Source organism: Caballeronia hypogeia (assembly GCF_001544875.2).
GTDB lineage: Bacteria > Pseudomonadota > Gammaproteobacteria > Burkholderiales > Burkholderiaceae > Caballeronia > Caballeronia hypogeia.
The window spans coordinates 214,222-227,995 of sequence record NZ_FCOA02000002.1 but is presented as its reverse complement, the minus strand read 5'-3'; the positions used below and the strand labels follow the sequence as shown (position 1 = coordinate 227,995).

The following is a 13,774-nucleotide window of genomic DNA, read 5'->3' as shown; positions in this document are numbered from 1 at the left end:
CATGCGGGGTGGCTCGCGCCACGCGGAGAAACTGAATGCCACCCAGATTCAATGCCGTTCGCAAGACCGGGCGCGTGGTCAGCCGCCGCCTGATGCGGCGCAACAGCACCGCCGCGATGCGTTTCGCCGAGGCGTTTTCACGACATCCGGTGCTCGCGGGCCTCATCGGCACCGCTATCGCCATTTCCATGGCCGTGCTCTCGTTCGCCGCCCTCTGGCAAGGACGCGCGCAGGCTTTGCAGAATGCGCACGCGGCGTCGGCGAATCTCGTCGCCACGCTGAGCGCGGACATCGCGCGCAATGTCGAATCGAGCGATCTGTCGTTGCGCACCATCGTGAGCGGCGTGCAGGATCCGCAAGTCATGGCGCTATCTCCCGAACTGCGCAAGCTCGTCCTCTTCGATGGCGCGACGGCAATGCGCTATGTAGGCGGCGCGTTCGTCATGAATCGAGAGGGGCGGATCGTCGTGGAACGAGACCCGAGCGAGCACACGGACATGCTCTTCAATGACCGGGATTACTTCAAGGTTCACGTCGCGCATCCCGATGCGGGCCTCTATATTTCCGGACCCTACGCATCGAGATTACGCAAGGGCGCGACCTCGCTCGCGATGAGCCGCCGCATCAACGCACCCGATGGCTCGTTCGCGGGCGTGGCGGTCATCGCGCTGAACACCGAATACTTCAGGAGCCTGCTCGAACGCGTGAACGTCGGTGCGTCCGGCTCGGTGTTCATCGTCCAGCAAGACGGCGAAATGATCGCGCGCAAGCCAGCGTTGACGTCCGATGCAACAGCGGCATACGTCGCGAAGTCACCGAGTTTCTCCGCGATGAAGGACACGAACTCCGGCTCGTACATCTCCCGGTCACCGCTCGATGGCGTACGGCGCCTGTATACCTTCCAGCACGTGCCGGGCACGCATCTGATCGCGGCCGTCGCGCCTGCCGAAGACGACGTGCTGGCGTCGTGGCGACAACGCAGCATCGTGATCGGCGGCCTCACGTTGACGTTCGGAGGCTGCTTCATCGTCATCTCGTGGCTGCTCGCGATCTCGCTGCGTTCGCGTGCGATCGCGCAGGAAAAGCTGCAACGGCTCGCGGGCACCGATTCGCTCACCGGCCTGTGTAACCGGCGCGCGCTCGACCGCCGTCTCGACGAAGAATGGCGACGCGCCCGCCGCGCGGACCAGCCGATCTCCGCGCTGTTCATCGACGTCGATTACTTCAAGCTCTACAACGACACATATGGTCACATGATGGGCGACGACGCGCTGATCGCAGTGGCCGATTGCATTTCGAATTCCGCGAGGCGCCCCGGCGATATCGTCGCGCGCTATGGCGGCGAGGAGTTCGTGATCGTGTTGCCGGGCGCGGCCGCGAGCGGCGCGGTGACGTTCGCGGAACGTCTGCGGGAGTCGGTCGAAGCGCTCGCGATCGCGAACAGCGAGGCGTCCAAGGGGGTACTGACGATCAGCATCGGCTGCGCGACGGCCTCGCCGCGCCAGAGCGACGACGCGCTCAGGCTGCTCAACAGCGCGGACGCCGCGCTCTATCTCGCCAAACGCGCGGGCCGCAATCGCGCGATCCACGAAGGCAGCGTGGCGAGCGACGGCGCTTGACACGACACGCAGACGGTCGCGCGTATCATGCATTCCTGATGCAATCGCGCGTTTGACATGTTGCATTAAGAATTCAGGCGACCGCTTCCGGAAGGAGACAACCCGATGAACGCTTCGACCGCCGTATTTGCCATTCTTTTCTCCCTGCTGCTGGGCGCGATGATTCCCGGTCCGAGCTTTGTGATCGTGGCCCGCAACGCTATCGGCGTATCGCGCATGGATGGCATCGCGACCGCGCTGGGCATGGGCGTCGGCGGCATCTTCTTCGGCGGCATAGCGCTCGCGGGGTTGTACACGCTGCTGGTCGCCGTCGAATGGCTTTATATCGCGCTCAAGGTCGCGGGCGGGATATATCTGATCTATATCGCATCGAAAATCTGGCGCGGCGCCGCGCAGCCGATGCACATGCCGGCACGAGACGGTGCGCCCGCGCATCCGGGAAGCGCGCGCAAATCGTTCTGGCTCGGACTCTCGACGCAACTGAGCAATCCGAAGACCGCGATCTGGTACGGCAGCATCTTCGCTGCCCTCTTGCCGCAACACCCGCCGCTGTGGTGCTACTTCGTGCTGCCGCCGATGGTTTTCGCGATCGAAACCGGCTGGTACACCATCGTCGCGCTGGGCTTCTCCAGCAAGCGTCCGCGCGAGATGTACCTGCGCTCGAGGAAATGGATCGATCGCGTGGCTTCCGGCGTCATCGCAGCGCTCGGTCTGCGTCTGGTGCTCACCGCCAGCAAGGCCGGCTTCTGATTTTGCATGCGTGGTTCAAAAACGCGGGGCGCAGAATCGCATCAAGCATGACGAATGCAAAAGACCGGACACGCCGGGCGTCCGGTCGTTGCGCAAGGCTGCGTCAATGCGCGTGCCTCACAGCGGATGCAGCTTGCCATCGAGGTCCATTGTCCACTTCGAGCCATCCTTGAAAGTCAGCACGCCGTTTTGGGCATCGATGTGAGTCGGACGGCCAGCCGGCTCCTGCTTGTCGCCACCGACGATGCGTGACATCTCGGCAGAGGACAGTTCTTCGGCGTGTTTCAGATCGTCGAGCTTCAGTTGCGTCATGGCGGTTCTCCTGGCGGTACGTAGCAAAAGTTTGTCCGGAACGAGCGTGTCTTCACGCTCGCCTGCCCTTTTGCATGCGGCATGCCAATTCACAGCCCAAGACCGTCGAGGCCTTGTGCAGCGGGCGTCGAGCCGATCAGCCCACGTGATGTGTCAAACCCCTAAGTCGGACATGGCCCGACACAATACGCATGCCTCTGTCTGCGCGCCGACGACACCCGATTTCTTTCGTTTTCCCGACATACGAGTACGCCCTCGCTGATTGGCGCGGACCTTGCTCTTATAGACGCTCGAACATCCGGCGATTCGACCGGCACTTGCACACAGGAGGAGACGATGCAAGACGAGATTCAAGAAATCGCGGCGAGTCATGGTGAACGCGACAGCGGCTGGCTGATTCCGTCGATCCAGAAGGCGCATGAGCGCTCGGAAACCTTTGGCCTGAACGCCTCGACGCGACCCGACTACGACGTGCTCACCGAAGGCGACCTGCTGCTCAAGCTCGAGCAGAACCGCGTGCTTTGCGCGCACGCGACGCCGGTGATGGAAACCCTGCGTGAACAAATCGTCAACACGCAAAGCATGATCGTGCTGACCGATGCGCAGGGTCTCATCCTGCATTCCACCGGTGACGACGATTTCCTCGCGCGCGCCGAGAAGGTCGCGCTGAGAGCAGGCGCGAACTGGGCCGAGGAACGGCAAGGCACGAACGCGATCGGCACGGCGATCGCGGAGCGCACGCCCACGGTCGTGCACGGCGACCAGCATTATCTCGCGGCCAATCGCTTTCTCACGTGCTCCAGTGTGCCGATCCTCGATCCGTACGGCGATCTGATCGGCGTGCTCGACGTCACCGGCGATCATCGCAGCTATCATCGCCACACGATGGCGCTCGCGCGCATGTCCGTGCAGATGATCGAAAACCACCTGTTTTCCAGCACGTTTCAGGGCATGCTGCAAGTTTCGTTTCATGGCCGCCCCGAATTTCTCGGCACGCTCATGGAAGGCATCATGGCGTTCACGTGCGATGGCCGCTTTCTGTCGGCCAATCGCAGCGCGCAATTTCAGTTCGGCCTGCCGCTGTCGGCGCTGCGCGCGCATACGCTTTCGTCGCTGTTCGGTGTGACGAGCGCGCAACTGATCGATCGTTCGCACGCGAGCCGCGCTCCGCATATTGCGCTCGACCTGAACAACGGCACGGTGGTGTGCGCGCGGGTGCGCCTGAATCGCGCGCCGCTCGCCGAAATGGCTGCGACGACACTCGCCGCGAGGCCCGCACCGCGCGCTGTAAGCACACGCGAGACGCAATCCAAGCTCGCACCGCTCGACACGGGCGACGCCACGGTCGCCGCCGTCATCGGCAAGGTGCGCAAGGTCATCGGCAAAGACATTCCGATTCTCATCACCGGCGAAACGGGCACCGGCAAGGAACTGCTCGCGCAAGCCATTCACGGCGACTCGCCGCGCCGCGCGGGGCCGTTCATCGCCGTCAACTGCGCATCGATTCCCGAGAACCTGATCGAGTCGGAACTCTTCGGCTATGAAGAAGGCGCCTTCACGGGCGCACGCCGCAAGGGCGCGGCCGGAAAGCTGTTACAGGCGAACGGCGGCACGCTCTTTCTCGACGAGATCGGCGACATGCCCTATCCATTGCAAGTCCGTCTTCTGCGCGTGCTGCAGGAGCGTGTCGTCGATCCGCTCGGCTCGAGCAAATCGATACCGGTCGATGTCGCGATCATCTGCGCGACGCACCGCAACCTGCGCGAAATGATCGCGCAGAACCGCTTCCGCGAAGACCTCTATTACCGGCTCAACGGGCTCGTCGTGAAGCTGCCGCCCTTGCGCGATCGAACCGACCTCGCGGCCGTCATCACGAAGATGCTGCAGGCAATGAGCGCCGACGAAGCATGCGGCATGCGCCTTTCCATCGACGACGAAGTCATGGCCTTGTTCGAGCGTTATGCGTGGCCCGGCAACTTCCGGCAGTTGTGCAACCTGCTACGCACAGCGGCCGCCATGGTCGACGAAGACGGCTGCATCCGTCGCGATCACCTTCCGGAGGACTTCTTCGATGAGCCGTACAGTCGTGCGGAAGGCATATCTGAAGCAAGCGCTCCGTCGGCATTTGTTTCCGGACGACTCCACGAGGTCACAACTTCCGTGATCGCGGCGGCGCTCGCGCGCCATCATGGCAACGTGTCCGCTGCCGCGCGCGCGCTCGGCATTTCACGCAACACGATCTATCGAAAGATGCCCACTTGTTCAGCGATGGAGCAGTGAACTGTTGCATGCGGTGTTCCACTTCGATACACCCCTGTCGCGAAGAGGAACAGCGTGCCCAATCGGGACGCGTATCGTCGAAATAGAACTGAAAGCAAGAGCGTGTTCTGCGCGGTCTTTTCATCGAAGGCATGGACCTTGCATTTTCGACCTCTGGTTGCGAAACCGTTCGCGATCCAATGTCGAACATCACTCAAGGAGATGACCATGCAATGGACCAAGCCCGCCTTCACCGATCTGCGTTTCGGCTTCGAGATCACGATGTATATCGCCACACGCTGATGCTTCACTAAAGACATGCCCGGGCCGGGCTCGCATCGACCCGGGCATGCGCACCTTCCTCATCTCTTCCACATGAACCCGACGACCGCGCGTGCGGGTGCGTTCCCGCGCCCGCGTTTGCGTACGCCCCTCAAGCTGCACTGGCACGCGGACATGCGCACGTGCGAAATCGTGCATCCGCACGGCAGCATCGAACTGAATCGCAGCGCCGGCGAAATACTCGCGCGCTGCGATGGCACGCGCGAACTCGACGACATCATCGGCGAACTCGAAGCGCGCTTCGGCGTGTCCGGGCTCGCGGCCGACGTGTATCGCTTCATCGATGAAGCGCGCCGTCTCGGCTGGATCGACTGACGCACGTCACTGTCACATCGGGCAACACGCCTGCGTCCCATTGCTCCACGTTGCAACACTCATGCATCAACGCCATGCGCCATGTGCAGGCATCGCCGTAAGCGCCACATCCGCATGCGACAAGGCATGCGCGCACATGCATCGCGAATGGCACATGACTTGCCTTGATGAACCGGCAACCGTTTCGCATGCCTATCAAGGCCAACACGAGATCAAAAGAAACGTCGCAATATCATCCCAGGAGACAACGATGAAGACCCCCACCGTCCCGTCCATGCGCATCGCGGCCCTTGCAGCAGGCATCGCGGCTGCATTCGGCTTCGTGCAACATCAGGCCGTCGCGGCCAACAGCACGCCGGCGCAGTATCCCGACGTCAGCTATGAACGGCTCGCGAGCGCACAGAACGATCCAGGCTGGCTCACCTATTACCGCACGTACAACGGCCATGCGCATTCGCCGCTCAAGCAGATCGACACGAGCAACGTGAAGGGACTGAAGCAGGCATGGAGCTACAAGTTTCCCGCCGATCTGCAACAAGGCTTCGAAGCGACGCCTATCATCAACGGACGCTTCCTGTTCGTGACGACGCCCAAGGACAACGTTTATGCATTCGATGCCGAAACGGGCAAACAGCTCTGGAAATACGAACCGAATCTCGACGCGAGATCGTTCAAGACCGCTTGTTGCGATGTGGTGAATCGCGGCGTCGCGCTGTATGGCAAGAACGTCTATGTCGCGATGCTGAGCGGTGAAGTCGCCGCGCTCGATGCGCAGACCGGCGCCCTCGTGTGGAAGAAGGCGATGTTCGATCCGGGTACGGGCTACGCGTTCTCGCTGGCGCCGCTCGCACTCGATGGCGCGATCGTCGTCGGCAGTTCGGGCGGCGAGTATGGCGCTCGCGGCTTCATCGCGGCGCTCGATCCCAATGACGGCAAGGTGTTGTGGAAGCGCTTTACCGTGCCCGGCGCCAAGGAGCCGGGCGGCGACACATGGCCCGATGGCATGCAGGAACACGGCGGCGCGCCCGCGTGGCTCACGGGCACCTATGATGCCGCGAGCAAAACGCTGTACTGGGGCGTGGGCAACCCGGGGCCGTGGCTCGCCGACCTCCGTCCCGGTGACAATCTATATTCCGATTCGCTGCTCGCGCTCGATCCGAAGACCGGCGATCTCAAGTGGCACTATCAGTACACGACCCACGACACGTGGGACTACGACGGCGTCAACACGCCCGTGCTCGCGAACATCAAGTATCAGGGCAAGGACTATGACGCGATCATTCACGCGGATCGCAACGGCTTCTTCCATGCGATCGATCGCAGCAACGGCAAGCTGATCTATGCGCGTCCGTTCGTGAAAGCAACCTCGGTGACAGGTTATACCGACGACGGCAAGCCCGTTCAGGATGCGGCGAAGTACCCGAAGACGGGCACGACCATCGAAACCTGTCCGAGCTTCCTGGGGGGCAAGAACTGGTGGTCCGTGTCATACGATCCGGAGAAGCATCTCGCGATCGTGCCGGCGCTGCATGCGTGCATGTCCTTGTCGGGCAAGTCGGTGAACTACATGGAAGGCCTGCCCTATCTCGGCGAAGGCTTCGAGATCAAGCCCGAGCCGGGCAGCAAGGGTTATGGCGAGCTGCAGGCGATCGACGTCGATACCGGCAAGAAGGTCTGGAGCCACTGGAGCAAGCTGCCGTGGAACGGCGGCGTCGCGACCACGGCGGGCGGCCTCGCCTTCAGCGGCTCGCTCGACGGCCATCTGCTCGCGTTCGATGAGAAAACCGGCAAGGTCCTCTGGCAGAGCCCGAAGCTCGCGAGCGGCATCATCGCGCAGCCTTCGGTCTATGAGATCGACGGCAAGGAATATGTCGCGGTGCTCGCGGGCTACGGCGGCGCCAACCCGATCTGGGGCGGCCCGATGGCCAAGGCCGCGGACAAGGTGCCGCGCGGAGGCACGCTCTACGTGTTCGCGCTCAATCGCACCTGACAACACCTGATCGAAGCGCGAGCGCTCAACTTCATCGCGCGCTCGCGATGCTCATTACATCATCGGACGCCTGGTCATGAATCATCCACTCAACTCCATTCGTGCGGCGGGCATGCTCGCGGCATGCATCGCACTCGCACCGTCGCCCTCGCACGCCGCAGTGAAGATCTGCACGTTTCCCGGCAGCCCGTCCGTGGCACTGGATCGCGCCGTCGCGCAAGCGGTCTTCGCGCGCGCCAACATTGCGGCGACGCTCGTCACGCACGGTATCGGCGAAGGCGACGATGACGGCGTCTCGCTCAGCGAACTCGACAAGACGCTCGCCCGCGATTGCGACGTGATCGCAGGCTTTCCACGCTCGACGGTCGCCGATGCATCCGGCGGCAAGATGCGCTTCTCGCGAGGCTATCTGCGTGCGGGCTATGTCAGCGTCGAAGCGCCCGGCGCCGTGTTGCAGGACGCGGCGAAGCGCACGGTCGCCGCGACCTACGCGAGCCCCGCGCAACTCATCGCCGTGCAGCAACCTGACGTGACGCTGGATCTGGAGAACACCTCGGCATCGACGGTCGAAGCGGTCGCGAAAGGACGCGCGCAGAAGGCCATCGTCTGGTATCCGGCTGTCGTCGCCTATCGCATGGCCCATCCGGAGCACAGCTTCGATGTGGCGCTCGCGGACTCGCCTTATGCGGACTGGCATCTCACGTTCGCATTCGGCGACAAGGCTGCCGCGTTGCTTCCGCGCATCGACGATGCACTCACCGCCATGAACAACGATGGCCGCCTGCAGGCGCTCACGAAGCAGTGGACCCTCCCGGCACAAACTGCGTCGGTGCGTTCATCGGCGCATTATCTCGACACGGCTTCGACAGCATCGTCGGCGCGCACGGGCATCATGCTCGCCGACGCCAATGCGGCGCGCATGGGACGCTTCATCAAGGTCGCGAACGAAGGGGGCGGCGAGCCGCCATCGTTCGAACAGGCGCAGATCGCTCACGGCAAGACGCTTTACGCGAGCTCGTGCGCGAAGTGCCACGGCGCCCAATTGCAAGGCGTCACCGCGCCCGCATTGCAGGGGCCATCGTTCGCGCCGGCGGCGAACTCGCATCTGACGGTTGGCGGCATCTTCACCTACATGGCGACCAACATGCCCGCTGATCGACCGGGCAAGATGAAAGATCAGGATTACGCCGACATCATGGCGTTCCTGCTCAATTCGAACGGCTACAAGGCCGGCGCGACAAAGCTGACCGCCGACAGCGCGCGCGCCTCCACCTTGCCGCTGAACGCCGGACCTGGCCATTGAGCTTCCCATGCGGACATCGTTCGCGCGACTTCAAATACATCACAACGTGATATATAATCGAAACGTCGCGCAGGCGGATCGAGAAGCGCCGCAAGCGTGGCGCAATGCGCAAATCAGCCGGCTTGTGTCGGCGGGAGGCCAGCGTCGTGCTTATCAATAATGACTTCGAAATCGGCTATCTTGTGGTAATTTTCGCTTTGCTCGGCGTCATCCTGATCGGCGCGCTGCTCACGGTGCTGCATCTGGATCGCTGGCATCCGAAGCTCATCAGCGCAGCCATCGGGGCGCTACTCGGGCTTGCGCTGATCGAAGCGGTGCCGATACTCACCTGACGACACACCCTGAAGTTTCGTCGAGTCTTCGGTTCGTCGCGACACCAAGGCGGCAACACGCCCAGCTTCATGGGTGTGTGTCGCCTTCTTCATTTTTCGTCCTCGTTTCCTGCAACGTCCTCGTCGCGCGTATTGGCATAATGCGGCATCGGACGCGCGCATCCGCCGCGACTTCGTCACTCATACAAGAGCGCATGATCGCGATCACCCGCACTCGACGCCGCTTGCGCGCATTCTTCGGCGCGCCCGAAGCCAGACGGCTCGCCCGCACGCTTCTGAGCTGCGCGATCAGCTATGGCGCAGCGCGTCTCGCCGCATTGCCCGAAGGCTATTGGGCGCTCATCACGACGCTCGTCATCGTGACGCAGCCGAGCCTCACGCAAGCGGTCGATACGGCGCGCGACCAGATCATCGGCGCGTTCATCGGCGCGGTAGTGGGGGTGCTCGGCATCGTCGCCATGGAACGTGGCGCGCCGCCGCTCGCCGTCTTCACGGTCGGACTCGTGCCGCTCGCCACCTTGAGCGCGAAGCGACCCGCGTTCAGGCTCGCGTGCGTCACTCTCGTGATCGTCGTGCTGATTCCCGCCGGACCAGGCTCGCCCTTCGAGCGGCCAATGCATCGCGTGCTGGAGATCTTGATCGGCGCGGCGTCGTCGTTCGTCGTGTCGGCTATCTGGCCGAATCGTGCGCTCACGGCCGCGCATCGCGGCGTCGCCGATACCTTGAAAAGCCTCGGCCAATTGATCGGCCTGCATCTTTCCGGCGACAAGGACGAAGCCCGCGCAATGCGCCTCGAAGCGCAAAGCACGGACGCACAAAAGGCGCTCGACGATGCGTTGAAGGAAGCCGAACGAGAACACATCATCGTGCTCGTGCAGAACCGGCGCTCGGACGCCATCGACAAAGCCGCGCCGTTCCTGCGCCGTCTGCACAGCGATGCGCTGTTTCTCGCAAAGGCCGTGTCGCGCGTCGATGCCAATACGTGCGCGGCGCGCTTCGGCGAAACAGGCCGCGAACTGCAGGCGCTGTTCGAGACGCTTGCGAGCGTGCTGGCATCGCCGCGCCAGGACGACGCCGGACTCGTACGCGCGCGCGGCGCCGTGAGCGAACTCAAGGACATGCTCGCGGCGCAGGAGTCGACGCACGGCGCGCAGGAAGTCGCGCAATTCGTGATCGATCTCATCGTGACCGATCTCGATGCGCTGATCTCGACGATCTATCCGCCCAAAGAACAGTCAGCCTAGCGCGAGAGGCCGCGCGCGTCGATCGGCCAGATATCGGTCACGTGGGCGCCGCGAAAGCAAACGTATTCGTCGTAGAGATTCACGGTCGGATCGCAATGCCCGGGGGGCAGAAGGAGCCGCTTGCCGACGAGTTCCGCCAGGTCGTCCTCCGGTGCGCCGTGCGCCTGAAGCATGCCGTGCTCGTCGTTCGCGGAGCCGTAGGTCAGCACCGGTTCAATGCTCGGGTCGAGCCAACGCGCGCTGCGCGGCAGCCCTGAATCCACCGCGAGCCCCTTCAAGCCGACATCGCATACAGCCATGCCGGGACGCGTCGCGCTCATCACCGTGGACAGCACGAACAGACTGTGACGCCAGCGCATTTCGCCGCCCCAGCCGATGCCGCCATAGTCACCGTCCATGAACAGATAGGAACCGGGCTGAAGCTCGGTGTAGACGCCGCTCGCGGCATCGAACTCGACGGTGCCCGTCCCGCCGCCCGTCACGATCGCGCAACGCATGCCGCGCGCTTCGAGCGCGCGCACGTAGCGTGCAGCGCTGTCGGCGGCGCGGCGCGCTTCGCTCTTGCGCGCGTGCCAGTCGGCGACGTGCTGTATGCCGCCGTGATATGCCTGAATCCCGGTGAAGCGCAATGCGCTTTGCGCGCCGATCGCGTCCACGAGTTCGATGAGCGCGTCTTCGCTGGTTACGCCGCAACGATGCTGCCCGGCGTCGACTTCGGGCAGCACGTCTATCGTCACGCCAGCGCGCGCGGCCGCTTCCCCCACGGCCTGCACTTGCGGCAATGCATCCACGCACACGGAAAGCCGCACGTGCGAGGCGAGTTCGACGGCCATGGCAAGCTTGTCCGCGCCGACGAACTCATTGCTCACATGGATGCTCGCAATGCCCGCGGCAGCGAACGGATACGCCTCCGACAACTTCTGACAACACACACCGACGGCCCCAGAATCGATCTGACGCTGCGCGATTGCACTGGATTTGTGCGCCTTGGCATGCGGACGCAAGGCGACGCCGTGGCGCGCCGCGAATGCGGACATCGCGGCGAGATTCGCGTCGAAGGCGTCCAGGTCGATGATCAGTGACGGCGTGCCGACCGATACGAGCGCGTCGCCCACGCGGGCGGCAGGAGGGGGTGAAAGTGTCATGGCGTTTCGTGGCGTAGGAGTGAGAACATCATAGCCCGGCATTCTGCATGATGAATGCAGAATGCCGAGCACCCGAGTCCGCCCATCACGCGGGAACTTCCGTTTCAAGGATCGCGCCTTCCTCCTTGAGCGCCTGAATGCGGGTATCGTCGAAGCCGTATTCGTTGAGCACTTCGCTCGTGTGCTGTCCCAATAGCGGAGCGGGGCGCGATACCCTGGTGCACCCTTCGGAGAAGTGAATCGGCAAGCCGATGCCGCGCATCGGGCCCGCCAGCGGATGCTCGGTTTCGACGATCATCCCGCGCGCGATGGCCTGCTCGTGCGACGACGCTTCGGGCACACCGAGAACCGCGCCGCTCGGCAAGCCGATTTCATCGAACGAGACGAGCCATTCATCGGTGGTCCGCTCGACGAGGCGCGCGGTCAGAATCTCCACCAGCAGCTCCCGATGTTTCAGGCGCCCCGCGTTGGTCTGAAAGCGCTCATCTTCGGCCAGCCCGGGAATGTTCAACACCCCGACGAGCCGCTCGTAGTTGCTCTGATTGGCTGCGCCAATATTGACCCAGCCGTCGCGTGTGCGAAACGCCTGATACGGCGCACTCGTCGGATTGGCCGAGCCCGCTTTGGGCAGCACGGTGCCGTCGGCGAAGTAGTTGGCGAAGGCCCAGTACATCTGCTGCAAGCCCGCTTCGAACAGCGACGTGTCGACCATCTGGCCCAGACCAGTCGCCTGCTTTCTCGCATAGGCCGCGCTGATGCCGAGCGCGGCGAGAATGCCCGCGTTGATGTCGGTGACGGGCGAGCCTGCCTTGATCGGCGCCTGCCCCGGCTCGCCGGTCATGCTCATGAGTCCGCTCAGACCTTGCGCGATCAGATCGAAGCCGCCCTTGTCGGCCATCGGCCCGCTGCGGCCATAGCCGGAAATCGCGCAATAGATGAGGCCGGGATTCATGGCCTTGAGCATGTCGTAGCCCATGCCGAGCTTTTCCATCGTGCCGCGCCGATAGTTTTCGGTCACGACGTCCGCGCTTGCGAGCATCTTGCGGAGCACTTCCTTGCCGCCCTCGGTCTTGAGATTGAGGGCGATGCCGCGCTTGTTGCGGTTCACGATCATGAACGACGCCGATTCGCCGCTCGCCAGAATCGGAGCGAAACGCCGGCAATCGTCGCCATTCGGAATCTTTTCGACCTTGATGACATCCGCGCCCATATCCGCGAGCATCATCCCGCAGATCGGTCCCGACATGATGTGCGCGAGCTCGACCACGCGCATGCCCGCGAGCGGTCCCGCGCCGGGCGCGGCCGCTGGTTTGATGTCTGACATGTCAACGTCCCTTGAATTGCGGTTTGATCTTGTCGAGGAAAGCCTGATAGCCGGTGCGGAAATCTTCCGTGCCGAAGCAGGCGAAACCTTCGTCACGCTCTTCGTCGCCGAGCGGCGCGGGGTCCATCACGCGACGCACGAACTGCTTGTGCCAGCGCGCGACGAGCGGCGCGCCATCCGCGATGCGCCGCGCGGTCTCACGGGCGTGCGCGGTGACTTCCGCATCCGCGACGACGCGCGTGACGAGGCCTTTCGCGAGCGCCTCCCTGGCATCGAAGATGCGTCCTTCGAGCAGGAGTTCGAGCGCCACAGCCGGACCAGCCAGACGCACCAGTCCCTCCATTTCCGCGTGCGCCATCACGAGCCCGAGGTTCTTGATGGGCACGCCGAAGCGGCTCGATTCGCCGCAGATGCGCAGGTCGCACATCGCGGCAATCTCAAGACCGCCGCCGACGCAGATGCCGTGAATCATCGCGACGATCGGATGACGGCACTCGTGCAATGCATGCAAAGTGCGATGCATGATCGCGCCGTACTCGCGCGCCTGCTCGACGTTGGCGCGATCCGTACGGAATTCGGCGATGTCGTTACCGGGAGAGAAGGCTTTCTCGCCCGCGCCACGCAACACGATGCAACGCAGCGTGTCATCGCCGGACAGTGTTTCGATGGTCTCCCCGAGCGAGCGCCACAAGGGCTTGGTCATCGCGTTGAGCTTGTCGGGCCGGTCGATGACGACCGTCGCGATATCGCCGTCGCGCTCGATCAGGATGGATGGTTCCGCCACATCGCCTCCGTAGTTTGAATACTGCATGCGTTATTCCGGATCGGTGCAATGCATG

13 protein-coding genes are annotated in these 13,774 nt (G+C 63.4%); 9 read left to right on the top strand and 4 right to left on the bottom strand.

From position 1 onward, the window contains the following. The first annotated feature begins 92 nt into the window (after positions 1-92). Both AWB79_RS04285 and AWB79_RS04280 read left to right on the top strand, forming a co-directional pair. The gene (locus AWB79_RS04285) at positions 93-1,619 is read left to right on the top strand and encodes a GGDEF domain-containing protein (RefSeq protein ID WP_061166465.1); all 1,527 of its coding nucleotides are present in this window, start codon (positions 93-95) and stop codon (positions 1,617-1,619) included. Between the two features lie 105 nt (positions 1,620-1,724). Then, a complete protein-coding gene (locus AWB79_RS04280; protein ID WP_061166146.1) occupies positions 1,725-2,369 on the top strand; it encodes a LysE family translocator in 645 nt (214 codons plus the stop codon). 117 nt (positions 2,370-2,486) lie between these two features. Here AWB79_RS04280 and AWB79_RS04275 read toward each other — a convergent pair whose 3' ends face one another. After that, complete coding sequence (locus tag AWB79_RS04275; RefSeq protein WP_061166145.1) at positions 2,487-2,681, bottom strand: hypothetical protein; 195 nt, start codon at positions 2,679-2,681, stop codon at positions 2,487-2,489. Positions 2,682-3,017: 336 nt separating this feature from the next. Here AWB79_RS04275 and AWB79_RS04270 point away from each other — a divergent pair, with 336 nt between their 5' ends. From AWB79_RS04270 to AWB79_RS04240, 7 genes are all read left to right on the top strand, one after another. Continuing rightward, positions 3,018-4,961 carry a sigma-54-dependent Fis family transcriptional regulator gene (locus AWB79_RS04270; RefSeq protein WP_061166144.1) on the top strand — a complete coding sequence of 648 codons (1,944 nt, stop codon included), beginning with the start codon at positions 3,018-3,020 and terminating at the stop codon, positions 4,959-4,961. 207 nt (positions 4,962-5,168) lie between these two features. Then, on the top strand, positions 5,169-5,243 hold the full coding sequence (gene pqqA, locus AWB79_RS04265) for a pyrroloquinoline quinone precursor peptide PqqA (RefSeq protein ID WP_157695699.1): 75 nt from the start codon (positions 5,169-5,171) through the stop codon (positions 5,241-5,243). A 72-nt stretch (positions 5,244-5,315) separates the two neighbouring features. Beyond that, positions 5,316-5,597 carry a pyrroloquinoline quinone biosynthesis peptide chaperone PqqD gene (gene pqqD, locus AWB79_RS04260; protein ID WP_061166142.1) on the top strand — a complete coding sequence of 94 codons (282 nt, stop codon included), beginning with the start codon at positions 5,316-5,318 and terminating at the stop codon, positions 5,595-5,597. Between the two features lie 250 nt (positions 5,598-5,847). Continuing rightward, on the top strand, positions 5,848-7,587 hold the full coding sequence (locus tag AWB79_RS04255) for a methanol/ethanol family PQQ-dependent dehydrogenase (RefSeq protein WP_061166141.1): 1,740 nt from the start codon (positions 5,848-5,850) through the stop codon (positions 7,585-7,587). A gap of 76 nt (positions 7,588-7,663) precedes the next feature. After that, positions 7,664-8,890 carry a c-type cytochrome gene (locus AWB79_RS04250; protein ID WP_061166140.1) on the top strand — a complete coding sequence of 409 codons (1,227 nt, stop codon included), beginning with the start codon at positions 7,664-7,666 and terminating at the stop codon, positions 8,888-8,890. A 146-nt stretch (positions 8,891-9,036) separates the two neighbouring features. Next, the gene (locus AWB79_RS04245; protein ID WP_061166464.1) at positions 9,037-9,222 is read left to right on the top strand and encodes a hypothetical protein; all 186 of its coding nucleotides are present in this window, start codon (positions 9,037-9,039) and stop codon (positions 9,220-9,222) included. Positions 9,223-9,416: 194 nt separating this feature from the next. After that, positions 9,417-10,466, top strand: a complete 1,050-nt coding sequence (locus AWB79_RS04240; protein WP_061166139.1) for an FUSC family protein — start codon at positions 9,417-9,419, stop codon at positions 10,464-10,466. Here the strand turns inward: AWB79_RS04240 and AWB79_RS04235 are convergent. The 3 genes from AWB79_RS04235 to AWB79_RS04225 all read right to left on the bottom strand — a co-directional run bounded on the left by AWB79_RS04235 (position 10,463) and on the right by AWB79_RS04225 (position 13,746). Next, positions 10,463-11,611: a DSD1 family PLP-dependent enzyme gene (locus tag AWB79_RS04235; RefSeq protein WP_061166138.1), complete on the bottom strand. Its 1,149-nt coding sequence runs from the start codon at positions 11,609-11,611 to the stop codon at positions 10,463-10,465. The genes AWB79_RS04240 and AWB79_RS04235 overlap by 4 nt on opposite strands. An 85-nt stretch (positions 11,612-11,696) precedes the next feature. Next, positions 11,697-12,935, bottom strand: coding sequence for a CaiB/BaiF CoA transferase family protein (locus tag AWB79_RS04230; RefSeq protein ID WP_061166137.1), 1,239 nt, complete (start codon positions 12,933-12,935; stop codon positions 11,697-11,699). A 1-nt stretch (position 12,936) separates the two neighbouring features. Then, entirely contained in the window at positions 12,937-13,746 is an 810-nt protein-coding gene (locus AWB79_RS04225; RefSeq protein ID WP_198398964.1) for an enoyl-CoA hydratase/isomerase family protein, read from the bottom strand. Between the last annotated feature and the right edge of the window lie 28 nt (positions 13,747-13,774).